The organism is Rhodoferax sp. RT5P35, from assembly GCF_056521385.1.
This window is the reverse complement of sequence record NZ_JBWMAX010000004.1, coordinates 180114-203411: the sequence shown is the minus strand read 5'-3', so window position 1 is coordinate 203411 and position 23298 is coordinate 180114. Positions and strand designations below refer to the sequence as shown.

At 62.8% G+C, this 23298-nt stretch carries 22 protein-coding genes; 19 read left to right on the top strand and 3 right to left on the bottom strand.

Annotated features, from left to right (window positions below; genetic code table 11):
- The first annotated feature begins 159 nt into the window (after nucleotides 1–159).
- The 14 genes from AC097L_RS07590 to AC097L_RS07525 all read left to right on the top strand — a co-directional run bounded on the left by AC097L_RS07590 (nucleotide 160) and on the right by AC097L_RS07525 (nucleotide 17442).
- Entirely contained in the window at nucleotides 160–4524 is a 4365-nt protein-coding gene (locus AC097L_RS07590; protein ID WP_479585658.1) for a response regulator, read from the top strand.
- A gap of 3 nt (nucleotides 4525–4527) precedes the next feature.
- A complete protein-coding gene (locus AC097L_RS07585) occupies nucleotides 4528–5544 on the top strand; it encodes an HD-GYP domain-containing protein (RefSeq protein WP_479585657.1) in 1017 nt (338 codons plus the stop codon).
- A 131-nt stretch (nucleotides 5545–5675) separates the two neighbouring features.
- On the top strand, nucleotides 5676–6458 hold the full coding sequence (locus tag AC097L_RS07580) for an ABC transporter ATP-binding protein (RefSeq protein WP_479585656.1): 783 nt from the start codon (nucleotides 5676–5678) through the stop codon (nucleotides 6456–6458).
- A gap of 25 nt (nucleotides 6459–6483) precedes the next feature.
- Nucleotides 6484–7338, top strand: coding sequence for an ABC transporter permease (locus tag AC097L_RS07575; protein WP_479585655.1), 855 nt, complete (start codon nucleotides 6484–6486; stop codon nucleotides 7336–7338).
- A gap of 107 nt (nucleotides 7339–7445) precedes the next feature.
- Nucleotides 7446–8279: an ABC transporter permease gene (locus AC097L_RS07570; protein ID WP_479585654.1), complete on the top strand. Its 834-nt coding sequence runs from the start codon at nucleotides 7446–7448 to the stop codon at nucleotides 8277–8279.
- Between the two features lie 23 nt (nucleotides 8280–8302).
- The gene (locus AC097L_RS07565) at nucleotides 8303–9310 is read left to right on the top strand and encodes an ABC transporter substrate-binding protein (RefSeq protein WP_479585653.1); all 1008 of its coding nucleotides are present in this window, start codon (nucleotides 8303–8305) and stop codon (nucleotides 9308–9310) included.
- Entirely contained in the window at nucleotides 9307–9966 is a 660-nt protein-coding gene (locus AC097L_RS07560) for a TetR family transcriptional regulator C-terminal domain-containing protein (RefSeq protein ID WP_479585652.1), read from the top strand. The genes AC097L_RS07565 and AC097L_RS07560 overlap by 4 nt, the downstream gene beginning before the upstream one ends.
- On the top strand, nucleotides 9963–10907 hold the full coding sequence (locus AC097L_RS07555; protein ID WP_479585651.1) for a PfkB family carbohydrate kinase: 945 nt from the start codon (nucleotides 9963–9965) through the stop codon (nucleotides 10905–10907). The genes AC097L_RS07560 and AC097L_RS07555 overlap by 4 nt, the downstream gene beginning before the upstream one ends.
- A gap of 18 nt (nucleotides 10908–10925) precedes the next feature.
- Nucleotides 10926–11852, top strand: a complete 927-nt coding sequence (locus AC097L_RS07550; RefSeq protein WP_479585650.1) for a pseudouridine-5'-phosphate glycosidase — start codon at nucleotides 10926–10928, stop codon at nucleotides 11850–11852.
- 4 nt (nucleotides 11853–11856) lie between these two features.
- On the top strand, nucleotides 11857–12726 hold the full coding sequence (locus tag AC097L_RS07545; RefSeq protein WP_479585649.1) for a phytanoyl-CoA dioxygenase family protein: 870 nt from the start codon (nucleotides 11857–11859) through the stop codon (nucleotides 12724–12726).
- Between the two features lie 84 nt (nucleotides 12727–12810).
- Nucleotides 12811–13782, top strand: coding sequence for a BMP family lipoprotein (locus AC097L_RS07540; RefSeq protein ID WP_479585648.1), 972 nt, complete (start codon nucleotides 12811–12813; stop codon nucleotides 13780–13782).
- 12 nt (nucleotides 13783–13794) lie between these two features.
- Entirely contained in the window at nucleotides 13795–15354 is a 1560-nt protein-coding gene (locus tag AC097L_RS07535; protein ID WP_479585647.1) for an ABC transporter ATP-binding protein, read from the top strand.
- Nucleotides 15351–16481 carry an ABC transporter permease gene (locus AC097L_RS07530; RefSeq protein ID WP_479585646.1) on the top strand — a complete coding sequence of 377 codons (1131 nt, stop codon included), beginning with the start codon at nucleotides 15351–15353 and terminating at the stop codon, nucleotides 16479–16481. Before AC097L_RS07535 ends, AC097L_RS07530 begins: the two co-directional genes overlap by 4 nt.
- A complete protein-coding gene (locus AC097L_RS07525) occupies nucleotides 16474–17442 on the top strand; it encodes an ABC transporter permease (protein WP_479585645.1) in 969 nt (322 codons plus the stop codon). The genes AC097L_RS07530 and AC097L_RS07525 overlap by 8 nt, the downstream gene beginning before the upstream one ends.
- A 54-nt stretch (nucleotides 17443–17496) precedes the next feature.
- On the opposite strand, the gene AC097L_RS07520 is transcribed toward AC097L_RS07525, so the two are convergent.
- A complete protein-coding gene (locus AC097L_RS07520) occupies nucleotides 17497–18498 on the bottom strand; it encodes a Gfo/Idh/MocA family protein (RefSeq protein WP_479585644.1) in 1002 nt (333 codons plus the stop codon).
- 1 nt (nucleotide 18499) lies between these two features.
- Nucleotides 18500–19003, bottom strand: a complete 504-nt coding sequence (locus AC097L_RS07515; protein WP_479585643.1) for a cupin domain-containing protein — start codon at nucleotides 19001–19003, stop codon at nucleotides 18500–18502.
- 210 nt (nucleotides 19004–19213) lie between these two features.
- On the opposite strand from AC097L_RS07515, the gene AC097L_RS07510 reads away from it, so the two are divergent.
- The 5 genes from AC097L_RS07510 (at nucleotide 19214) to AC097L_RS07490 (ending at nucleotide 22732) form a co-directional block, all read left to right on the top strand.
- Nucleotides 19214–20023, top strand: a complete 810-nt coding sequence (locus AC097L_RS07510; protein ID WP_479585642.1) for an outer membrane protein OmpK — start codon at nucleotides 19214–19216, stop codon at nucleotides 20021–20023.
- 96 nt (nucleotides 20024–20119) lie between these two features.
- On the top strand, nucleotides 20120–21103 hold the full coding sequence (locus tag AC097L_RS07505) for an MYG1 family protein (RefSeq protein WP_479585641.1): 984 nt from the start codon (nucleotides 20120–20122) through the stop codon (nucleotides 21101–21103).
- A gap of 5 nt (nucleotides 21104–21108) precedes the next feature.
- Complete coding sequence (locus tag AC097L_RS07500; protein ID WP_479585640.1) at nucleotides 21109–21783, top strand: hypothetical protein; 675 nt, start codon at nucleotides 21109–21111, stop codon at nucleotides 21781–21783.
- A gap of 72 nt (nucleotides 21784–21855) precedes the next feature.
- Nucleotides 21856–22290, top strand: a complete 435-nt coding sequence (locus AC097L_RS07495; RefSeq protein WP_479585639.1) for a hypothetical protein — start codon at nucleotides 21856–21858, stop codon at nucleotides 22288–22290.
- 79 nt (nucleotides 22291–22369) lie between these two features.
- On the top strand, nucleotides 22370–22732 hold the full coding sequence (locus AC097L_RS07490; RefSeq protein ID WP_479585638.1) for a c-type cytochrome: 363 nt from the start codon (nucleotides 22370–22372) through the stop codon (nucleotides 22730–22732).
- A gap of 46 nt (nucleotides 22733–22778) precedes the next feature.
- Here AC097L_RS07490 and AC097L_RS07485 read toward each other — a convergent pair whose 3' ends face one another.
- The gene (locus AC097L_RS07485; RefSeq protein WP_479585637.1) at nucleotides 22779–23243 is read right to left on the bottom strand and encodes an Lrp/AsnC family transcriptional regulator; all 465 of its coding nucleotides are present in this window, start codon (nucleotides 23241–23243) and stop codon (nucleotides 22779–22781) included.
- Between the last annotated feature and the right edge of the window lie 55 nt (nucleotides 23244–23298).

The window sequence follows — 23298 nt, the reverse complement described above, 5'->3', positions numbered from 1 at the left end:
TATGCCCAAAACTTCATGCAAATGGGGGATAAGAAGGCTTCTCAACGATGCTTGCGCTGCGCAAATTTTGCGGTCCATTGGGTAAAGTGGGCTAGCATTGTATGGATGCCTCTCCACGCTACACATCAGGTTTCGCGACGCAAGCTACTTGAATGGCTGTTGCTGCTACTGGTTCTCGTCCTGGTAGGGGGCTTTATTGCCTATGTGCACACGGTTGAGGTAAACCGCACCCAGGCCACCGAGCAAGACCGTTTGCAGGTGCAATCGAATGTGATTGCCAATGACATTCAGGGTAATTTGTCGGTGATCAGCCTGGCCCTGAATGAGGTCATCAAAGACTATTTGACGGTTCCGGGGGCGGCCAACCCCAAAGACGTGTCCCGGCGTTTAAGGGCGTTGGCCAATGCCATGCCCGGTGTCCGGGCCATGGTGGTGATGGACGCGCAGGGTGTAGTGATCGCCGCACACAGCCCAGATTTGATCGGGGTTAACTTCAACCAGCGTGACTATTTCAAGACCGTGCAGACGCGACCCAGCCAGGCAACTCTGTATGTGTCGGCTCCCTATAAATCTTTGCGCAACGATTTGGTGGTCAACACCGCCCGAATGGTGTCCGGGGCCGGAGGGGAGTTTGCGGGCATCATTATTGCCACGCTCGATCCCGAGTATTTCGCGGGCATATTCCGTTCGGTCATGTATGCCCCGGACGTGTGGGGGTTTATGGTCCATAGCGACGGGCTTCAGTTTTTGAATTTTCCGTCCAGGGCAAATATTGACGGCAATAACTTTAATAAACCCGGGACTTTTTTCAGCCGACACCTGGCGACTGGCAAAGCCAGTAGCGTATTGACGGGAATGACCCCCCAAACCGGTGAGCAGCGTTTGATAGTCTTGCGCAGTATCCAGCCGGCAGAGCTGCAAATGGACAAAGGGCTGGTGATTGCGCTCAGCCGCGATCTGCATGCCATCCAGCAGCCCCTACAACGCCAGGCGATCACCAACGGGATTTTTTTTGCGGTGCTGGCCTTGCTCTGTTGTGGTGGGCTATGGTGGGGACAGACGCGGCGGTCGCGCATGGAAGACTTGGCGTTTGAACGGGACAGTGAGCGGCTCAAAGCCGCTGACCGACTCAAGCTGGCGCTGCGCGGTGCAAATCTGGGGCTCTGGAGTTTCCACGCGCCTACCGGCACCGGCACTTTCGACGAAAGCTCTTCGGGCATGCTGGGTTTTGCCTTGCAAGATCTGCAGGGTGATCCGGAATTCTGGCACCACCGCATCCACCCGCAGGATTTTCCCGCGCACCAGGCTGCGTACGAAGCGTGTCTGGATGGCAGTGTGCCGTTTTACGAGGTGACCTACCGCATCCAGCACCGGCTTGGCCACTGGGTGTGGATTCTGGGACGTGCCCAGGCGATGGAGTTGGATGCGCAGGGCCGGGGTACCACCATGATGGGTACGCACATGGACATTACGGAGGCCCGAACGGCTGAGCAGGAGGTGGTGCGCACACGCAACGAGCTTCTGGCGGTGTTTGACAGCATGGCCGATGCAATTTTTGTGTTTGACCGCCAGCACCATCTGGTCCGCATCAACCGTGCAGGGCGGACCATGCACGGCTTGTTTGAAGTGACAACGCCTTTCGAAGAAATTTTGGCGACGATCGAATTGCTGCAGATCAATGGGGATGCCTTGCCGCCAGAAGACTGGCCCAGCCAGCAGGGCATGCGAGGGCAGTTCATGCGGGACTTTCTGCTTGAAGTTCGCCGAAAAGACCGCGCCATGTCTGTTTTTGTGGAGCACAGCACATCTGCCATCCGCGACGCATCGGGCGAGATGGAGCTGCTCATCGTGGCCTGCAAAGACGTTTCAGAGCGCCGCCACACCTATGCATTGCGTGAAAGTGAAGCCCGGTTTCGCACGTTGATTGAGGATGCGCCGCTAGCCATCGCCATTTTGCGGGGCGGGCGCATAGCCTATTGCAATCCGCGCTACCGCAGCTTGCATGGCTTTGTAGAAGGTCACAGTTTCGTGGGCATGCTGTGGACCGACATGGTCTCTGCCGATTCTCTCGCGGTATTGCACGCCCAGGCAGCGTTGATTCGGGAAGACTCTCCCATAGAGCAAATGTTTGAAGCTATGGGCTTAGGCAAGGACAATTGTCTGGTGCCCGTTTTCAAAACCACTGCCCGTGTGGTGCTAGCCGATGGTCCCGCCACCCTGGTGTTCGCGCAGGATATTTCGGCCCAGAAACAGGCCGAGGCGGCCATGCTGCAGGCCCGCGATGTGGCCGAGGCCGCGAACCGCAGCAAGGCCGAGTTTTTGGCCAATATGAGCCACGAGATCCGCTCGCCCTTGAACGCCATTCTGGGCCTGGCCTATTTACTGGAGCAGGCACGGCTGGATACGGGAGCCCACGACCTGGTGCGCAAAATACGTGCGTCGGGCCGCTCGCTGCTGGGCATCATCAACGACGTGCTGGATGTTTCCAAAATCGAAGCCGGTCATATGGCGATAGAGTGCACGCCGTTTCGCATGGGCGATGTGATGGACAACCTGGCCAGCGCCATGGGCATCGCAGCCGGCAACAAAAATATCGAACTCATCATCCAACCTCTGCCTGCGGGCATCAGCGCGGTGAAGGGCGATGCGCTGCGGCTGGAACAGGTGCTCACCAACCTGACCAGCAACGCCATCAAGTTCACCCACGCGGGCAGGGTGGAGCTGCGTACCGAGCTACTCACTATGCACGAAGACACCATCATTCTGCGGTTTAGTGTGGTGGATACCGGCATTGGTATTGCGCCGGAGCTGCAAAACGACGTGTTCTCCGCCTTTACCCAGGCGGACGGCTCTACCACCCGCCGCTTTGGTGGTACCGGACTGGGGCTGACCATCAGCCGCCAGCTGGTGGGCTTGATGGGCGGTGAGATCGGCCTGACCAGCAACCTGGGTGAGGGCAGCGAATTTTGGTTCACCGTGCCGGTACAGCAAATACCCAGCACCGATTTTTCGTCGCCCGACATGGTCCGCATTGATGCCTTGGTTGCCGACGACAGCCAGATCGCCTTGCGTGCGGTGGTGGAGATTGCCCAAGGCCTGGGTTGGCAAGTGAGTGCCGTGGATTCCGGCGAGGCCGTGCTGGCGCAGGTGCGGGACCGTAAAAATGGCAAGTTGCCCAATGTGGTGGTGCTCGACTGGAAGATGCTCGGCATGGATGGCCTGACCACCGCGCAGGCCATCCGCAGTAGCGTGCCCCCAGACGAATGCCCGATCGTGATCATGGCCACCGCCTACTCGCACACCAGCCTGGCCAGCCAGCCAGGTGCCGACATGGTGGATGCGATTTTGAGCAAACCCGTCACTACCTCCACGTTGTACAACGCGGTCATGAATGCGCAGCGCAGGCGGGCCCATACCGTGGGCACGCCCCGGGCCTTGCCACATGCCGTGGGCCAGGAACTGGCGGGGGTGCGGGTGCTGGTGGTGGATGACAGCGAAATCAACCGCGAAGTAGCCCAACGCATCCTGCACCAGCAGGGGGCCAATGTGGTGCTGGCCGAGGATGGACAGGCGGCACTGGACTGGTTGCGGGCCCACCCCAGCGATGTGGACATGGTGTTGATGGATGTGCAGATGCCGGTCATGGATGGCATCGAGGCCACCCGCCAATTGCGGCGCATGACGCAGTTCAATGACCTGCCCATCGTGGCTCTGACCGCCGGGGCGTTCAAATCGCAGCAAGATGCTGCGCAGGCCGTTGGCATGACCGATTTCATCAGCAAGCCCTTTGACGTGCCGTCCACGGTGGCGTTGATTCAGCGACTGCGGCGGCGCACGCTTGGCGCAGAACCGCGCCCGGTGCAGATAGCCACGGAAGTGGTGCATACAGTACCTGTAGAAAACGTACCGTTGCTGGACACCTCGGTGGTAGATGTCGCGCAGGGCCTGCAGATCTGGTCGAATTTGGAGGTTTACCGCGACTACCTGCGGCGCTTTGCCGACGGCTATGGCCATGCGGTGGCCGAGATGCATGCCAGCCTGGCAGCAGACGACCGCTCTGCTGCCGCTGCCTTGGCCCACAAGCTGGCGGGGGTGGCCGCCAATATGGCCCTGCCCGCCACCTACCGCTTGGCCAGCGAGGCAGAGCGCGTGCTGTCCATGGGCTATGACCCGATACCGGTGCTGACCCGCCTGGACGAAGCGATACGCCAAGCTATGGGAGTGATTGCGCGCTTTGCTCCGCTCGCTGTGCGACCCGATGGCCCAGACCTTCTGGTCCGCAGTGCGCAGCTGGATGCTCCCGCGACCCAAGCGGCCATCGCTGCGCACCTGCAGGCTTTGCTGGAGGCCCTGGATGCCGACAATCCCACACCGGTAGAGGCTTTACTGGCGACCCTGGCGCAGCACGTGCCCGAGCAGGACCTGGCTGCCGTGCAGGCCTGTGTGCGCGGGTTTGACTTTCGGGGGGCCGAGGCCTGCAGTCGCCAATTGGCCCGGCACTACGGCATCACGCTGAAGGAGTAAACCATGTACGTCCCGACTATTCTGGTCGTCGATGACGAGCCTGCCAATCTGGCCATCATGCGTGAGATCTTGCAGAAAACCTATGTGCTGGCGTTTGCCCGCAATGGCACCGAAGCACTGGCCGCCGTGGTCAAGCACCGCCCGGCCCTGGTGCTGCTGGATATCGGGCTGCCCGACACCAACGGCTACGACCTGTGCCGACAGATCAAACAGCGCGATACCACCCAGAGCGTACAAGTGATTTTTGTCACCGGCTATGCCGACATGGCGCACGAGGCCGCAGGCTTTGCGGCGGGTGCGGTGGACTACATCGCCAAGCCGGTGTCCCCGCCCATCGTGCTGGCGCGGGTGGCAGCCCACCTGTCGCTGGTGCGGGCTACGGCGCTTGAACAAAGCTACCGCGATGCGATCCTGATGCTGGGCCATGCCGGGCATTACAACGACACCGATACCGGTGCCCACATCTGGCGCATGGCCGCCTACGCCCGGGTGCTGGCCCAGGCCTGCGGCTGGGATGTCGCCAGCAGCACCCGGTTGGAGCTGGCAGCCCCCATGCACGACACCGGCAAGCTGGGCATCCCGCAGGCGATTTTGCGAAAACCGGGGCCGCTGGACGAACCCGAATGGGTGGTAATGCGCACCCACCCGCAAATCGGCTTTGACATTCTGAGCAAGAGCGAAGCCCCGGTGTTCCAGCTGGCGGCCGAAGTAGCGCTGCGGCACCACGAGAAATGGGATGGCAGCGGCTACCCCGAAGGCTTGCGCGGGCAAGACATACCCAAGTCGGCCCGTATCGTGGCGCTGGCCGATGTATTTGATGCCCTGAGCATGCGCCGCCCCTACAAGGAGCCCTGGCCGATGGAGAAAATCCTGGCCTACATCCATGCCGGGGTAGAGGTGCACTTTGACCCCATGGTGGTCCACGCTTTCTTGGGCATCCTGCCGGAGCTGCTGGACATCCGCAAGCAGTGGGCCAAAGTCGAAGAAGAGCAGATGCAGGAGCCGGAGCGCCCGAGCTGAAGCGGCCGCACCCCATCGGTGCAGCAGGCTGCAAAAATATTGGCATAAAACTAGCTTAAACCCGAAGAAGCTGACCGTTTGGTTAGCTTTATAGTGGGTTTATATGATTCAACTCCTTCGCCATGGTGTCCATGCCAACGCCTGAACCGTTAGCGGTTGAGGTGTGCCAGGCCAACGTCATTTACCCCGCTGCCGACGCGCCGGTACACGCCCTGCAAGATATTGATTTGGCGGTGCGGCCGGGCGAATTCATCTCGCTGATCGGCCCCTCGGGCTGCGGCAAAACCACGCTGCTGCGCGCCATCGCCGACCTGGAGCCCATCAGCTCGGGCACCATGCTGGTGAACGGGGTGAGTCCGCACGCTGCGCGCCTGGCCCGCTCCTACGGCTATGTGTTCCAGGCCCCGGCGCTGTTTCCCTGGCGCACGGTGCTGGGCAATGTGCTGCTGCCACTGCACATCCAGGGCCGCGGCAAGGCCGAGAGCCAGCGCATCGCCATGGACCAGCTGGCACGGGTGGGCTTGCAAGGCTTTGAAAAAAAGTACCCCTGGCAGCTCTCTGGCGGCATGCAGCAGCGGGTGTCGATAGCCCGGGCGCTGTCGTTCGAGCCGCGCATTCTGATGATGGACGAACCCTTTGGCGCGCTGGACGAAATCACCCGCGACCACCTCAACGAGCAACTGCAGCAGCTCTGGCAGCGCGAGCGCCGCACGGTGGTGTTTGTGACCCACTCGATTGCCGAGGCGGTGTACCTCTCAACCCGCATCGTGGTCATGTCGCCGCGCCCCGGCCGCATCGTCAAGGTGATTGATTCCCCCCTGCCGGACGAGCGCCATCTGGGCCTGCGCGACACCCCCGAATTCATGGCCCTGGCCCACGCCGTACGCGAGTCCCTGGCGGATGGACACCATTAAACGCAGCTCTGCTTTCGATAGCGCCTTGCCTATAGCCACTGTGCTGCTGGGCGTGTTATTGCTGTGGTACGCGGGGGCTGTGTGGCTGAACGCACCAGGGGCCATCGAGCGCGTGCTCAGCCCCCGGGGCACGGTCTGGGGCTGGACGGATCTGGTCCAGACCACGCTGTCCATGCAGCGCCCGGTGCTGCCCTCACCGCAGCAGGTGGCGCAAGATTTTTGGTCCAGCCTGGTCGATTGGCCGGTAGATTCGCCGCGTAACCTGCTGTTCCACGTGGCCGTGACCGCGCATTCCAACCTGCTGGGTTTTGCCATGGGCACGCTGCTGGGCCTGCTGCTGTCGGCGGGCATTGTGCATTCGCGCACCCTGGACCGGGCGTTGATGCCCTGGATCGTGGCCTCGCAAACCATCCCCGTGCTGGCGATTGCACCCATCGTGCTGGTGATTCTGGGCAGCCTGGGCTTTTCGGGCGTGTGGCCCAAGGCGGTGATCGCCATGTACCTGTGCTTTTTCCCGGTCACCGTGGCCATGGTGCAGGGCCTGCGCTCACCGCAGCAGATCGACACCGAGCTGCTCTATACCTACGCCGCCTCGCGCTGGCAGGCGTTTTGGCTGCTGCGCCTGCCAGCGGCCCTGCCGTTCTTGTTTCCCGCCTTGCGGGTGGGCATTGCGGCCAGTCTGGTGGGTGCCATGGTGGCTGAATTGCCTACTGGCGCGCAGGCGGGCCTGGGGGCCAAGCTGCTGCTGGGCTCGTACTACGGCAACACCGTGGCCATCTGGTCGGCACTGCTGATGTCGGCCTTGTTGGGGCTGGCGCTGACCGCTGCCGTACTGGGCGTAGAGCGGCTGGTGCTGCGCCGCTTTGGGGGCCGGGCATGAAGGCGCGCAGCCCAGGGGCGGTGCTGGGCCTGGTGGTGGTCAGTGTGCTAGTTGCTATTATATTTATAGCTAATTGCGCAGATGAATCATGCGCTAGAGGCCTGTTTTTGCCTCAAATTTTGCTGTTGCTGGTTTTGGCGGTGTGGACGGTGCGTGCCTGCGCCAGGCTGGACGGGCGGCCTGTGTACGGCCTGCTGACGGCGGCTTTGTTCGGCCTGTGGCTGCTGTACTTTTGGCAACTGCTGGTCACGGCGTATGGCATACCCCGGGTGCTGCTTCCATCGCCGCTGCTGATCGTGCAAGCCATGGGTGAAGGCTGGGCGATACTGTGGGGCGACTTTGTGCAGACCGTGCTCAAGTCGGTGCTCACCGGCTGGGTGCTGGGCTGCGGCCTGGGTTTTGCCGTTGCCGTGGCCATCGACCGCCTGCCGTTTTTGCAGCGCGGCCTGCTGCCGATTGCCTCGCTCACCAGCACCGTGCCGCTGGTGGGGGTGGCACCGATTGCGGTGATGTGGTTTGGCTTTGACTGGCCGTCCAAGGCGGCGGTGGTGGTGCTGATGACCTTCTTCCCCATGCTGGTGTCCACCCTGGCCGGATTGAAAGCCGCAGGCAAGTTGGAGCGCGAGCTGATGCACAGCTACGCGGCGGGCTACGGGCAAACCTTGCTGGGGCTGCGCCTGCCCAGTGCCTTGCCGTTCATCTTTGGTGCGCTCAAGGTCAATGCCACGCTGGCGCTGATCGGGGCCATCGTGGCCGAGTTTTTTGGTTCGCCCACGGCCGGGCTGGGCTTTCGCATTTCCACCGAAGCGGCCAAGATGCACATGCCGCTGGTGTGGGGCGCGATTGTGGTGGCGGCCCTGACCGGCTCGCTGGCCTACGCCTTGCTGGTGCAGCTGGAGCGGCGCTTCGCGTTCTGGCACCCTTCCGTTCGTTCCCGCTAAGTTCCCCACCCTAGGAGTATTCGATGCAGAAATTATCCAAGTTGAGCCAATGCCTGCTGGCTGCCGCTTTCGTGGTCGGCAGCCTGGCCGCCCAGGCGCAAGAAAAAGTCACCGTGCAGCTCAAATGGGTGCCGCAAGCCCAGTTTGCAGGCTACTACGTGGCCGCCGCCAAGGGCTACTACAAGGCCGAGGGCTTGGACGTGACCATCAAGCCCGGCGGCCCCGACATCTCGCCGGTGCAAGTGATTGCGGGCAACAACGCCGACGTGATCGTCAACTGGATGCCCGACGCACTGGCCGCCCGCGAAGCCGGAGTGCCCCTGGTCAACATCGCCCAGGTGTTCAACCGCTCCGGCCTGATGCTGACCTGCAAAAAAACCAGCGGTGTCACCAGCCCCAAAGACCTGAAGGGTAAAACCCTGGGGGTGTGGTTTGGCGGTAACGAATACCCGTTCCTGAACTGGATGGCCAAACTGGGCCTGAAGCCCGACGTGGACATCAAGGTGCTCAAGCAAGGTTTTAACGTCGATCCGTTGCTGCAAAACCAGGCCGCCTGCGTGTCCACCATGGTCTACAACGAGTACTGGCAGATCATCGACGCAGGCGTGAAAGAAAGCGACCTGGTCACCTTCTTCTACGAAGACCAGGGCGCGGCTTCACTGGAAGACGGCCTGTACGTAATGGAGTCCAAGCTCAAGGACCCGGCCTTTGTAGCCCGCATGGGCAAGTTCCTGCGCGCCACGTTCAAGGGCTGGAATGACGCGGTGAAGAACCCCGAAGAGGCCGCCAAGATTGTGGTCTCCAACGATATGTCGGGCAGCGCCACCCTGGCCGTGCAAAAACGCCAGATGGAGAACGTGGCCAAGCTCATTACCACTGCCAACAGTCCCAAGATGGGCTACCTGGAACCCGCCGCCTACGAGCGCACGGTGAAGGTGTTGCTGTCGGGCGGCAGTGCACCGGTGATCAAGAAAGACCCCGGTGCAGCCGCCATGAGCCACATCGTTTGGGAAGCGGCCAGCAAAAAGTGATAGCCATTACGCAAGTTTCCCAAGCCCCGCAAGCCCCGGCGGATGCCAAAGGCCAGATCCGCCAGGCCAACGAAGAGCGAATTTTGGCCGCGGCAGAGCGCGTGTTTGCCGGGGCCGGGTTCAGCGGTGCCACCATGGCCCAGATTGCCGATGAATCCGGCCTGCCCAAGGCCAACCTGCACTACTATTTTGGCAACAAGGACGGGCTGTACCGGGCGGTGCTGGCCCGCATCCTGGAGGACTGGCTGGCCCCCACCCACGGCATCACCCCCGATGCCGACCCGGCCCAGGCGATTGGCGGCTACATCCGCAGCAAGATGGCTATGTCGGCCGCCCGGCCGCACGCGTCCAAGGTCTGGGCCAACGAGCTGCTGCACGGCGCGGCCGTGGTCAAGCAACTGCTGGCCACCGAACTGCGCGGCACGGTGCGGGCCAAGGCCGCTGTCATCGACCAGTGGATTGCCGAAGGGAAAATGGCCCCGGTGGACAGCACCCACCTGTTTTTCACCCTGTGGGCGGCCACGCAAACCTATGCCGACTTTGACGTGCAGGTCAGCGCCGTGCTGGGCCGTCCCAAGCTGACCCGTGCCGACCAGACCCGCGCCACCGAACATGTGGTGGCCTTGCTGCTGCGCGGCTGCGGGCTGCAACCATGAGCACCGTTGACTACAGGCCTTACACGGTGGCTGTCGGCGCGTCCAACATGGACATTGCGGGCCACAGCAGCCAGGCTGTGGTGCCGGGCGACTCCAACCCCGGCCACATCCGCTTTGCCCCGGGAGGCGTGGCCCGCAACGTGGCCGAGAACCTGGCCCGCCTGGGCCAGCCCACCCGGCTCGTCAGCGCCGTGGGCGACGATGCGCCGGGGCACAACCTGCGCACTGCCACGGCGGCTGCGGGGGTGGATATGCAGGCCTGCTGGGTGCTGCCGTTTGAGGCCACCTCCAGCTATATGTCGCTGCACGGCCCGGATGGCGACATGGCCCTGGCTATCAACGACATGCGCATCGTGGCCCGCATCACGCCCGAACGGCTGGCCCCGCTGGAGCCTATGCTGGCCGCTGCCCAGGCTGTGCTGCTGGATTGCAACCTGACCGAGGCAGCACTGACCTGGCTGTGTGCACACAGCGGCAGTGCGACGATTTTTGTGGATACCGTGTCCACCCACAAATGCCAGCGCATTGCGCCCTGGCTGCACCGGGTGCACCTGCTCAAACCCAACCGGCTCGAAGCCCAGGCCCTGACCGGCTTGCCCCTGCAAACCTCCGCGCAAGCGCCCGCCGTAGCCGCGTGGCTGCACCAGAAGGGTGTGCAGCAGGTGGTGCTGAGTCTGGGCACGCAGGGCGTGTTCTGGAGCGAAGCCACCGGCCCGCATGGCTGGCACGCCGCCCCCACCGGCCCGGTGGTCAACACCACCGGTGCCGGGGATGCACTGATGGCCGGTTTGTTGCATGCCACCGTGCAGGGCGAAGGCCTGGCACAGGCCGTGCACTTCGCTTCGGCTTGCGCGGCCCTGACCTTGGGCATTGAGGCCGCCAACCATCCGGCACTGTCGGTAGCGCTGGTACAGCAGTGGCTGGCTGCCCATCCTGCATAACTGAACCAAGAGACTTTTATGAAGACCCCTGCCTTCCTTGATATCCATCCCGAAGTGGCCGCCGCCCTGGCCGCCAAACGCCCTGTGGTGGCGCTGGAATCCACCATCATTGCCCATGGCATGCCCTACCCGCAGAACGTAGCCACGGCTTTGCTGGTGGAAACCGAGGTGCGCACCCATGGGGCTGTGCCTGCCACCATCGCCATCCTGCAGGGTCGTCTCAAGGTCGGCTTGACCCCGGCCGAGATCGAGCAACTCGGCCTGGGCGGGCGCGAGGTGGTCAAGGTCAGCCGCCGCGACGTGGCCTTTATCGTGGCGGCCGGGCAGACCGGTGCCACCACCGTGGCCTCCACTATGCTGATCGCCGCCATGGCGGGTATCCGCGTGTTTGCCACCGGCGGCATTGGCGGCGTGCACCGGGGCGCGGCCACCAGCTTTGATGTGTCGGCCGACCTGCAAGAGCTGGCACACACCCCGGTGGCGGTGGTGTGTGCAGGCATCAAATCCATCCTGGATTTGCAACTGACGCTGGAGTACCTGGAAACCCATGGCGTGCCGGTGGTGGGCTACCAGAGCGACAACCTGCCTGCCTTCTACACCCGCGACAGCGGCTTCAAGGTGGACTACCGGCTGGACAGCGCAGCGCAGATCGCCAGCGCCATGCACGCCCAGTGGGCGCTGGGCATGCCGGGCGGCATGGTGGTGTCCAACCCCATCCCTGAAGCCTATGCCATGCCCCGCGCCAGCATCGACGCAGCGATTGAACAGGCGCTGCAGGAGGCCCAGGCCCAGGGCGTGGCGGGCAAGCAGTCCACCCCGTTCCTGCTGGCCCGGGTGAGCGAAATCACCGGTGGCAACAGTCTGGCCGCCAACATCCAGCTGGTGCTGAACAACGCCCGCCTGGCGGCTGCCATTGCGGTGGCCTACCAGCAACTGGCGCACTGAGGCCATGGTCTGCCGCAGCCGCTTCGACGCGCAGCAAGGCCTGTCTGCCGAGGCCCGCGCCGCCTACGCCCGCAACGGCGTGCTGGTGCTGGAAGACTTTGTGCCGCAAGCCCAGTGCCTGGCGCTGCAGCAGCGGGCGCGGGAACTGGTGGCCGAACACGCACCCAAGGCCCCCGGCACGGTGTTTTCCACCACCGACCAGCGCCATGCGCTAGACGCTTACTTTGCCGCCTCGGCGCGCGGCATCGGCACGTTTTTTGAAGCCGGGGCTTTTAATGCGCAAGGCCAGTTGTGCGTGCCGCTGGAGCGCGCCATCAACAAGCTCGGCCACGCCATGCACGACCTGGACCCGGTATTCCGCGCTTTCTCGCACGGACCGCGCCTGCAGGCGGTGGCAGAAGGCCTGGGGTTAGTGGACCCGCAACTGGTGCAGTCCATGTACATCTTCAAGCAGCCCGGCATTGGCGGCGAGGTCAACTGCCACCAGGATGCCACCTACCTGTATACCGCGCCGCAGTCGGTGGTGGGCTTCTGGTTTGCCATCGAAGACGCGCACCGGGGCAATGGCTGCCTGGGCGGCTTGCCGGGTGCGCACCGCCACGGGCTGAAAGAGGTGTTTCGCCGCCAGGGCGACGGGGCTTTGCGTCTGGAGGCCTTGCAGGCCAGCATGCCCTGGGACATGGATACCCTGGAGTGGCTGGAAGTGCGCCAAGGCACGCTGATCGTCTTCAACGGCCTGTTTCCGCACCTGTCCGAACCCAACCACTCGGCGCAGTCGCGCCACGCCTACACCTTGCACGCCGTCAGCGGCCAGGCCATGTATCCCGCCAGCAACTGGATCCAGCCCAGCGGCTTGCCGTTCACCGGTTTTTGAAAGGAGGCCGTCCCCAGCAGCCCACTCCAAGTTCATACCGTGTTCACCTTCCATTCACGTTCGATCTTCACAACGGATATCCCCATGAAAACCTCTTTCCACCTCAGCTTTATCGCCGCCGCCCTTGTCACCACCTTGTCGGCCTGGGCCGAGCCCGCCATCATTTACGACCTGGGCGGCAAGTTCGACAAGTCCTTCAACCAGTCGGCCTACGACGGTATGGAGCGCTGGAAGAAAGAAACCGGCAAGAGCTACCTCGAATTTGAAGTAGCCAACGAAACCCAGCGCGAGCAGGCGGTGCGCCGCATGGCCGAGCGCGGTGCCAGCCCCATCATTGGCATGAGCTTCAGCCAGGCTTCGGCGATTGAAAAAGTGGCCAAAGAATTTCCCAAACTGCAGTTCGCCATCATCGACATGGTGGTGGATTTGCCGAATGTCCAGTCGGTGGTGTTCAAAGAGCATGAGGGCAGCTTCCTGGTCGGCATGCTGGCGGCCCAGGCCAGCAAGACGGGCAAGGTCGGTTTCGTAGGCGGGATGGATATTCCGCTGATCCGCAAGTTCCAGTGCGGTTATGAGCAGGGTGCCAAGTTCGCCAACCCCAAGGCCGAAACCTTCGCCAACATGACCGGCACCACGGGTGCTGCCTGGAACGATCCTGGCCGGGGCAGCGAGTTGACCAAGGCCCAGTTTGCCAAGGGCGCGGATGTGGTGTTTGCCGCCGCAGGTGGCACGGGTACCGGTGTCTACCAGGCCGCCAAGGATGCGGGCAAACTGGCCATCGGCGTGGACAGCAACCAAAATTACCTGCAGCCCGGCACCATGCTGACCTCCATGGTGAAGCGCGTCGATGTGGCCGTGTACAACGTACTGAAGAGCTACAAACCCGGCGTTTCCAACCTGGGCCTGAAGGAAGACGGTGTGGGCTACGCCATGGACGAGAACAACGCCAAACTGGTGACTGCCGACATGAAGTCCAAAGTGGACGCGGCCAAGGCTGACATCATCAGCGGCAAGATCAAAGTAGTCGATTACATGGTCGCCAGCGCCTGTAAGTAAGCCCAAGGCCTTATGACCACCCCGATTTCCCCACCCCTTTTGGCCGTGCACATGGCCGGTATCTGCAAACGCTTTGGTGCCGTGCGCGCCAATGAGCAGGTGGATTTGCAGGTGCAGGCGGGTACGGTGCATGGCATCGTGGGTGAAAACGGGGCGGGCAAAAGCACGCTGATGTCCATCCTGTACGGCTTCTACAGTGCCGACAGCGGCAGCATCGCGGTGCTGGGCCAGCCGGTGCGCATCCGCAATGCATTCGATGCCATTGCATTGGGCATCGGCATGGTGCACCAGCACTTCATGCTGGTCGATTCGCTCACCGCGTTAGACAACGTGATGCTGGGTGCCGAACCGCACGTGCTGCTGCACAAGGCTGAGGCGGTGGTGCGCAGCGGGCTGGGGGCGCTGATGCAGTCCACCAGCTTGCATGTGAAGCTGGATGCCACGGTGGCGGATTTGTCCGTGGGGGACCGCCAGCGGCTGGAGATTCTCAAGGCCTTGTACCGCGGGGCCAAGATTCTGATTCTGGACGAGCCCACAGCTGTGCTGACCCCGCAAGAGACCGAGCAGCTGTTTGAGGTGCTGGCGCGTCTGCGGGCCCAGGGCACCACCATTTTGCTGATCACCCATAAGCTCAAGGAAGTGATGCGCTTGTGCGACTTCGTCACCGTCATGCGCGCGGGCAGGGTAGTGCATGCCTGCCCGATTGCCCAGGCCTCGGTCGATATCCTGGCCCAGGCCATGGTGGGGCGCAAAGTCCATATGGGCCGCCAGGGCGAGACGCATGCCAAGCTGGGCGCGGTGTTGCTGCAAGCCCGTGGCCTGGTGGTGCGGGATGCGCTGCAGGTCACGCGTCTGGCCGATTTCAATCTGGACCTGCGGGCGGGTGAAATCGTTGGCATTGCCGGTGTGGCGGGCAACGGCCAAAGCGAGCTGCTGGAGGTGCTGTCTGGCCTGTGCACACCGGCTGCGGGCACGCTGGCGCTGGGCGGTGCCACTTTTGCGGTAGGCGATTGGCTGGACCCGGGCAGGGCGCGCAGCCTGGGCCTGGCCCATGTACCCGAAGACCGGCACGCCCGGGCCATGGTGATGGCATTTGCGGGCTGGGAGTCGGCGGTGCTGGGCTACGAGGGGCTGCCCGCCTACAGCCGCTGGGGCTGGATGCGCCATGCAGCCATGCGCGCCGCCACCGCCGCCATGATGGAGCGCTTTGATGTGCGGCCGCGTGATCCGTCCTTGGTCAGCGCCAAGTTTTCCGGGGGCAACCAGCAAAAACTGGTGCTGGCGCGCGAGCTGGGGCAGTCACCCACCGTGTTGCTGGTGGGCCAGCCTACGCGCGGGGTCGATATCGGTGCCATTGAATTCATTTACGCACAATTGCGGGCGCTGCGGGATGCAGGTTGCGCGGTGCTGGTGGTGTCGAGTGAGCTGGATGAAATACTGGCCTTGGCCGACCGGGTGCTGGTGCTGAACCAGGGCCGCGTCACCGGCGAGCTGCCGATGGAAGACTGCAGCGAGGCCCGGTTGGGCCTGCTGATGGTGGAAACCCAAGTACCCGAAGGAAGCCCCGTATGAGCACTCCGCAATCCTTGCCCCGTTGGGCCGACGTGGTATTGCTGCCCGCCATCAATCTGTTGATCGCGTTGCTGGCCGCGGGTCTGGTGGTGTGGCTGGTCGGGCAAAACCCGCGGGAGGTGCTGTCGGTGTTGCTGCACGGCGCTTTCGGCACCCAGCGGGGCTTGAGCTATACGCTGTACTACGCCACCACCTTTATCTTTACCGGGTTGGCGGTGTCGGTGGCCTCGCATGGCGGTTTGTTCAATATTGGTGGAGAAGGGCAGGCCTTGATGGGCGGCTTGGGCACGGCGCTGGTGGCATTGTGGTTGTCCCATACCCTGCCCGCGGTGCTGCTGCTGCCGCTGATGCTGGTGGCCGGTGTGGTGTTTGGGATGGCGTGGGCGGCGGTGCCGGGCTATTTGCAGGCCTACCGCAGCAGCCATGTGGTGATCACCACCATCATGTTCAACTTTTTGGCCAGCAATCTGTTGGCCTACTTGCTGGTGAACCGCCTCAAGCCGCCAGGCACCATGGCGGTGGAAAGTGCCGCTTTTGGCCCGGCGGCCAAGCTGCCCAGTATGCAGGATGCGCTGGCGTGGGTGGGCCTGGAGTGGCCTTCGTCGCCGCTGAATACCAGCCTGTTCCTGGCGCTGGCGGCGGCATTTGGTGTATATCTTTTTCTGTGGCATAGCCGTGCGGGCTACCGTTTGCGCGCCATGGGCTCCAGCGAAAGTGCTGCCGCCTATGCCGGCATCCACCCCCGGCGGCAGGTGATCTTTGCCATGGCCTTGTCGGGCGGGCTGTCCGGCATGGTGGGCATGAATGAAATCGCGGGCGTGAACGGCAAGCTGCTGCTGGACTTTGTGGCCGGAGCCGGGTTCACCGGTATTGCCGTGGCGCTGATGGGCCGCAACCATCCGGTCGGCATCGTCCTGGCCAGCGTGTTGTTTGGCGCGCTGTTCCAGGGCGGAGCGGAAGTCAGCTTTGAAGTGCGCGGCTTCAGCCGCGACATGGTGGTGATGCTGCAGGGTTTTATCGTTTTGTTCTCGGGGGCGATGGCCTATGTGGCCGCGCCGTGGCTGGCGCGCGGCCTGGCCCTGCTGGCGCGCAAGCCGTTGCTGGCCACGGGAGCCCGCCATGGATGAGGCCCTGGTAGCGGACCTGCTGGCATCCAGCTTGCGGATGGCGGCCCCCCTGATTCTGTGCGCCTTGGCCGGTTTGATTTCCGAGCGTGCGGGCGTGATTGACCTGGGGCTAGAGGGCAAGATGCTGTTTGCCGCCTTCATTGCCGGGGCGGCTGGTGCAGCTTTCGGCTCCACCACCCTGGCCCTGGTCTTGGCCATGGCGACGGCGGTGGCCTTGTCGTGGCTGCATGGCTTTGCCTGCGTCAGCCACCGGGGTGACCAGGTGGTCTCGGGTGTCGGGCTGAACATCATTGCCGCCGGTTTGACCGTGGTGCTGGGGCTGGCCTGGTTCCAGCAAGGCGGGCAAACGCCGACCCTGACGGACGCCGTGCGCATCCGCGCGGTGTGGCCCGGCGCAGCCGAAGCTTGGCAGGGCCTGCCCTGGGTGGGCGGCATCGTGGGTGCGGGCTTGCTCAGCCACAACATCCTGGTGTACTTGGCCCTGGCCCTGGTGGTGGGGATGTGGTGGCTGGTGTACCGCACGCGCTTTGGCCTGCGTTTGCGCGCCGTGGGGGAAAACGCCCATATGGTGGATGCCGCCGGGGTCTCGGTGCTGCGCCTGCGCTACGCCGCACTCACCCTCAACGGCGTGCTGTGCGGCCTGGCGGGCAGCTATCTGGTGCTGGCCCAAAACGCCGCGTTTGTGCCGCACATGACCGCCGGACGCGGCTACATGGCTCTGGCGGCCATGATCTTTGGCAACTGGCGACCGGTGCGCGCGCTGTGGGCCTGCTTGCTGTTTGGTTTTCTGGATGCCGTGGCCATCCGCCTGCAAGGGGTCAGCCTGCCCGGTGTGGGCGAGGTGCCGGTACAGGCGATACAGGCTCTGCCATATCTGCTGACCGTAATTTTGCTGGCGGGCTTTATCGGCAAGGCGGCGGTACCCAAGGCGCTGGGCCAGCCTTACGTCAAAGAGCGCTAGTGTGGTGCGACACTGTTCACCCCGCACTATTCACCCCGCACGGTTCGCTACGTACTATCCGCCCCGTACATGCGTCTCCCACTGCGTGAGCAGCGCCATGATTTCCAGCGAGTCTTGGGGCCGGGGCGATGGGCGGGCTGCCGTGCGGTGGCGCTGGCCGATGTGTTCTTCGACCATGCGCACCTGATAGTCGAAGGCATCGCCCTGTGCCTGCACGCTCATGTGTTCGGGGCTGCCTTCGTAAGGCGTCCACAGCAGGGTGTTGTCATCCGCCGTAGGCAGCCACGGATTGCTGGTGCACTGCAAAGTGCCCTGCGTGCCCACCACCGTAAAGGCCGGGCCCATGCCGTAGGTTTCGGCCGTGTACACACTGGCCAGCACACCGCTGTCAAAGCGCAGCCCCAGCATGGCCTCCGCCACATTGCCATCGTGCGCCGAAACCGTGCCGCTGCCCCAGCTGCGGCGGGTCTGGAATGCATCGGCACCCAGCAGGGTCTGCACCACCAAATGCACTAGCGAAATCGGGTAGCACCCCAGGTTGTAAATCGCACCCCGTCCGGCCGGGTTAACCACTTGCCAGATATCTGCGGTGTAGTGCGCCGAGATGGACTTCAGTGCGCCCAAGCGCCCGTCTTGTAGCACCGCTACCAAGCGCGCCATGAACGGGTGCGCCAGGTACATCAGGCCTTCGACAAAAAACACGCCATGGGCCTCCACGGCGCTTAGCAGCGCCAACGTGCTGGGCATGTCGATAGACAACGATTTTTCACACAGGATATGTTTGCCCGCCGCCGCTGCGCGGATGCACCAGGTGTGGTGCACATGGTTGGGCAAGGCGATGTAGACCACATCTACCTCGGGGTCGGCCAGCAGGGCATCCATCTCTGTGTGCAGTGTAGGGATGCGGTGTTTGGCCTGGAACGGCAGCGCCTTTTGCGCATCGCGCCCGGCGACGGCTTGCAGGCGGGAATGCGGGCTTTTCTGGATTGCCGATGCCATCACCTCGGCAATGAAGCTGCTGCCCAGAATACCCCAGCGCAGTGGACGGGTCGCCATATCAATTGGCCACCGTCAGGCGGGTGATCAGCGCGCGATGCTGGGGGAACTTGTCCACCAATTGCTGCCGCGTGGGCAGCACCATGTCTTCCAGCTCCCAGCCAGGCGCGACCACTTCGGTCACCAGCCCGAACTCGCCAGCGGGCAATTCCGCTGCCTTCCACACCCCGCCTTCCACGGTCAGTTGCAATACCTGGCCATGGGCAATATCTGGCCCGACCACGACGGTTTCATGCCGACCGTCGGGATGGATCAGGTGGTAGGTGATCGGTGCACCCAGGTGGTAGCACTGCACACCGGCCGAGTGCTTGGTATGGAAGCAGTCCACCGGAGAATCGTCGGTCAGCATGTAGTAGATGGCCGTCATGCTGGTGCGTTCACCCTGTGCGGTCTGTACTTTTTGCTGCTCGGTCTTGAAGGTCTGGCGGAAATAGCCGCCTTCAAAATGACTATCCAGGCCCAGTCGCTGTTGGACCATGTGTTTATCGAGAATGCCGTGTTGCATGGTGCGTATCGCTTGTTCAAAGTTGTGAGGACCTACGCTGCTCCCTGTGTTTTGCCCACTGGGCGCACAGAGAACCTGCGTAAGTCTGGTGTGAATTATTAGGTCTTTTTGATGGTACCGCGTGGGGTAAAAAAACCTGACCGCTTCGCCAAGTATTTGGCATGGCATTTGCATAGTTTGCAGGCTTAAAACTCTTCTTGGAACCCACCCATGCACATTACCAAAATTCTGGCCGCTGTAGCCTATACCGCCGCTTTTACCGCTGCCTTGGCCCCCGCTGCGCACGCAGACGACGACTGGTCGTTCAAGAACGTCAGCGTTAACCACCTGGCCTGGAGCGACCACACGCTGAACCAAACCGGCAAAGGTCCGTTTGGGGTAAAAAAAGACTTCACCTACCTGGAACTGGAAGGCGGCGCGGGCGGCAAGTGGGGCGATGTGTACGGCTTCTTCGATGTGGAAAACCCCACCAAGGATGCCCACAACGCCGCCGACTCTGCCATGGACCGCCGCTACGCCATGAAGGTCGTGGGCCACTACAACCTGACCGAAGCCGGTGGCCTGCCGGTGCAGCTCTACGGCCATATCTACAACTTCATGGACGACGGCTTTCGCGACCAGAACAATGTGCTCGGCCTGAGCACCGCCATTTATAACGGCGGCTTCTGGATCAAGCCGTTTTTAGTCGCGCACTATGAGACCAAAACCGACCTGGGCACGCAGTACAACGGCCTGATGGGCGGCTGGGTGTTGGGCTATAGCTTCAAGGCCATGGACCAGTCCTTCATGGTCACCAACTGGCACGAAACCGAGATGGGCCGCAAGTCCGACTACCTGGTCATGGCCCGTGACGGTGGTGTGGTGACCGCCAACAAAACTGCCCAAAACGGTGCCGTGTCGCTGTGGTGGAACGCCACCCCCGCATTCACCACCGGCATCACCTACCGCTACGCCAAAAACAAGCTGGGCTCGGCCACCTACCAGGATGGCTTTATCTACACCGCCAAGATCAACTTCTGATTTGCTATTTAATATATAGCTGCTTGCGCAGGTGTTATATGCGCTAGGGGTGGTTTTTGTTACTTATTTGCCCTAGGGGGCCGGTAAAATCACCCCATGACCGATACCGCATCTCTCCCCACCCCTACCATCGCCACGCACAGTGGCACCTTCCACGCCGACGACGTTTTTGGTGTCGGCGTTTTGATGGGGGTTTTCCCATCGTACACACTGCTGCGCACCCGCAACAAAGACCTCATCGCCACCGCCGACTACGTGGTGGACGTGGGCGGTACCTGGGACGCGGCCACGGGCCGGTTTGACCACCACCAACGCGGCTTCGAAGGCGCGCGCCCGGCCCGGCTGGTCGATGGCCACACCGTCCCCGGTGTGGGCTACGCCAGCGCCGGTTTGGTGTGGTCGGCCTTTGGTGCTGCCTACGTCAGCGCCTGGGCTGCGGGCCATGGCCAGACGCTGGACGAGACCGCAGTGGCCAGCGTGGTGGGCACCATCGACCACTCCCTGGTGCAGTACCTCGACATCGTGGACACTGGCCAGGGCGATGTGGCCCCCGGCATCTTCGGCCTGTCCAGCCTGGTCGCCCAGCTCAACACCCATTGGCTGGAAGAGCAGGGCCTGGACCTGGCCGCCAAGGCCCAGTTGCTGGAAACCCGCTTCCGCGAGGCTATCGCCATCACCCGCAAGTTTCTGGACCACGCTATCGGCAAGAAGGTGGCGCAGATACGCGCCGTGGACACGGTGCGCCAGGCCCCGCGCCTGCTCGGTGGCCGTGTGCTGCACCTGCGCGAGGGTGGCATGCCCTGGACCCGCGTGGTGGTCGATGAAATGCCCGAGGTGCTGTTCGTCATCTACCCCGACTCCGACGGCAACCAGTACCAGATCAAGACCGTGCCGGTAGAGCCCGGCTCCTTCGACACCCGCAAAGACCTGCCCGCCAGTTGGGCCGGTCTGCGCGACCAGGAACTGGCCGCAGTGACCGGCGTGGAAGACAGCGTGTTCTGCCACCTGAACCTGTTCATTGGCGGCGCGCGCAGTTTTGAAGGGGCGGTGAAGCTGGCTGCGCTGGCACTGGCCGAGTAGGCCGGATGGAACGCGTGCTCCCCGCCACACCGCTGCAGCAGGTCCGTGCGGCGGTCCGGGCCAACCTGCTGCCGGGGCTGGTGCTCTGGTGCGGCCTGGCGCTATTGGTCCTGGCCTATGTGCTGAGCCCGGCCGTGCAAGCGGGCTTGGCCACCTGGGGCAGCGCAAAGCAGGCCGGGGGCTACCCTTTTGCGTTTGCCACGTACGCCGCGTTCGCTGTGCTGGTGCCCGAGGCCCTGGGCCAGCTGGTGCTGAAAGAACCCTGGCGCAAGACCCAGTGGGCCGACATGGCCTACGCCATTCTGGTGTTTGGCTCTATCGGCATCACCGTGGACCTGTTATATGCGTTGCAGGTCAGCCTGTTTGGCGAGGGTAATGACGCTGCCACCATTGCGAAAAAGATGCTGGTCGACCAGTTTGTCTACTCGCCCATGACCAACTTTGCGGTCATTGCCCTGTTTGCCTGGCGCGATGACGGCTACCGTGCCCGCACCTGGAAGCGTGTGGTGTCGGCCGAGTTCTTGAGCAGCCGCTACCTGCCGCTGATGGTGGCCCTGTGGTGCGTGTGGATTCCCGGCGTGCTGGCCATTTACTTCATGCCCACCGCGCTGCAGTTCCCCGTGGCCTCGCTGATTTTGAGCTTTTGGGTGCTGATCTTCAAATGCATGCGCAAGGGGTAATTGCTATTCAATTAATAGCTATGAGTGTAGATTTCATATGCGCTAGAGGCCTATTTTTTATAAATTTCCGCCATGACCGCTGACCTTTTACTTCCCTCGCCACCCGCCGATAAACCCCATGCCCGCACCGAGGCAGCGCTGGCCCGGCTGCGCCAGGCCATGCGCGACATCGAGGCTGACATTGCGGCGCACCACGGCATCTACCCCTTCAACCATGGCCGCGTCACCCAGTCGGAGCTGTGCCGCAGGGCCGACGTCAAAAAGGCCACGCTGCAAACCCCGCTGCACAAAGATACGACGCGGGTGGACATCCTGCGCTGGCTGGGTGGCTTGAGCGCGCAGCTTGCGCACACCCGCGACGGCACGCGCGAGCGCGTCACCCAGGTGGCGGATGGGCTGGCGGCGCAAGTGCAGCGGTTGACGCAGGCACTGGAGGCCGCAGAGCAGCGCGCGCTGCAGTTGGAAGCGGACAACGCTGCGTTGCGAAGCGCGCTGGCTTCCCGCTGACCACCGCCAGCCACCATCGGGCAACCACGGTGCGTGCTGCGGATGTAGACTAAATGTCCACTCTCACCAAGGCTTCGCGATGCATTCACTGACCGGTCTGGCGATTTTCGTGTCAGCGCTAAGCTTGGTGCCCATTGCCCAAGCCAGCCCTGGCGATCTGAACGGCAAGGCACTGTACAGCGCCAACTGCGCGGCCTGCCATGGAGATACCGGCAAAGGCGGGCTGGATGGCGTCAAAGGCCCCCGCCTCGCGGGGGATGCCAGCAAATGGTCCTTGAAGATCTTTCAACGTGCGGTGCTCCAAGGTATTGACGACCACGGTAAACCCCTGGACAAGGCCATGCCCCATTGGAAAGATGCGAGCTTCCAATCCGACAAGGGCAAGCCACCCACGCCGCTGGAAGTCGCGGCGATCCAGCACTATCTGAAAACGGTGAAGTAAAGACCCGCACGGCAGGGCAGGCCATCTGGCGTAACGGCGCGCGTTTTCAGTACAGCGCCAGCGCGGTCCTGTCCACCACCCGGCGCAGCACAAAGCTGGAGTGCACGCCGGTAACGCCTTCGATCCGCGTCAGCTTGTTGAGCAATAAATCCTGGTAGTGGTCCATATCGCGCACCACTACCTTGATTTGGTAGTCGGCATCCTGCCCGGTGATCAGCAGGCACTCCAGCACCTCGGGCAACACGTCCACCGACGCCTCGAAGTTGGCGAAGCGTTCCGGCGTGTGGCGGTCCATGGAGATGTGAACCAGGGCCATCAGCGACAGCCCGAGTTTTTTGGCATCCACCAAAGCCCGGTAGCCCAGCACCATGCCCGATTCTTCCAGCGCCCGCACCCGGCGCAAACACGGCGATGGCGACAAGCCAATGCGGTCCGCCAAGTCTTGGTTGTTGATGCGGCCGTCGACCTGCAGAATTTCCAGAATTTGCTTGTCATACCGGTCTAAAACCATGTTGATGCCTTGATACTTAAGAAAATTGGCATATTATGCCAATAAATAAGAATTT

What these genes read in the sequence shown, in the direction of transcription:
- AC097L_RS07585 (WP_479585657.1), top strand. Translation starts at nt 4,528, where the DNA reads ATGTACGTCCCGACTATTCTGGTCGTCGATGACGAGCCTGCCAATCTG.
- AC097L_RS07580 (WP_479585656.1), top strand. Translation starts at nt 5,676, where the DNA reads ATGCCAACGCCTGAACCGTTAGCGGTTGAGGTGTGCCAGGCCAACGTC.
- AC097L_RS07565 (WP_479585653.1), top strand. Translation starts at nt 8,303, where the DNA reads ATGCAGAAATTATCCAAGTTGAGCCAATGCCTGCTGGCTGCCGCTTTC.
- AC097L_RS07555 (WP_479585651.1), top strand. Translation starts at nt 9,963, where the DNA reads ATGAGCACCGTTGACTACAGGCCTTACACGGTGGCTGTCGGCGCGTCC.
- AC097L_RS07550 (WP_479585650.1), top strand. Translation starts at nt 10,926, where the DNA reads ATGAAGACCCCTGCCTTCCTTGATATCCATCCCGAAGTGGCCGCCGCC.
- AC097L_RS07545 (WP_479585649.1), top strand. Translation starts at nt 11,857, where the DNA reads ATGGTCTGCCGCAGCCGCTTCGACGCGCAGCAAGGCCTGTCTGCCGAG.
- AC097L_RS07540 (WP_479585648.1), top strand. Translation starts at nt 12,811, where the DNA reads ATGAAAACCTCTTTCCACCTCAGCTTTATCGCCGCCGCCCTTGTCACC.
- AC097L_RS07535 (WP_479585647.1), top strand. Translation starts at nt 13,795, where the DNA reads ATGACCACCCCGATTTCCCCACCCCTTTTGGCCGTGCACATGGCCGGT.
- AC097L_RS07530 (WP_479585646.1), top strand. Translation starts at nt 15,351, where the DNA reads ATGAGCACTCCGCAATCCTTGCCCCGTTGGGCCGACGTGGTATTGCTG.
- AC097L_RS07525 (WP_479585645.1), top strand. Translation starts at nt 16,474, where the DNA reads ATGGATGAGGCCCTGGTAGCGGACCTGCTGGCATCCAGCTTGCGGATG.
- AC097L_RS07520 (WP_479585644.1), bottom strand. Translation starts at nt 18,498, where the DNA reads ATGGCGACCCGTCCACTGCGCTGGGGTATTCTGGGCAGCAGCTTCATT.
- AC097L_RS07515 (WP_479585643.1), bottom strand. Translation starts at nt 19,003, where the DNA reads ATGCAACACGGCATTCTCGATAAACACATGGTCCAACAGCGACTGGGC.
- AC097L_RS07510 (WP_479585642.1), top strand. Translation starts at nt 19,214, where the DNA reads ATGCACATTACCAAAATTCTGGCCGCTGTAGCCTATACCGCCGCTTTT.
- AC097L_RS07505 (WP_479585641.1), top strand. Translation starts at nt 20,120, where the DNA reads ATGACCGATACCGCATCTCTCCCCACCCCTACCATCGCCACGCACAGT.
- AC097L_RS07500 (WP_479585640.1), top strand. Translation starts at nt 21,109, where the DNA reads ATGGAACGCGTGCTCCCCGCCACACCGCTGCAGCAGGTCCGTGCGGCG.
- AC097L_RS07495 (WP_479585639.1), top strand. Translation starts at nt 21,856, where the DNA reads ATGACCGCTGACCTTTTACTTCCCTCGCCACCCGCCGATAAACCCCAT.
- AC097L_RS07490 (WP_479585638.1), top strand. Translation starts at nt 22,370, where the DNA reads ATGCATTCACTGACCGGTCTGGCGATTTTCGTGTCAGCGCTAAGCTTG.
- AC097L_RS07485 (WP_479585637.1), bottom strand. Translation starts at nt 23,243, where the DNA reads ATGGTTTTAGACCGGTATGACAAGCAAATTCTGGAAATTCTGCAGGTC.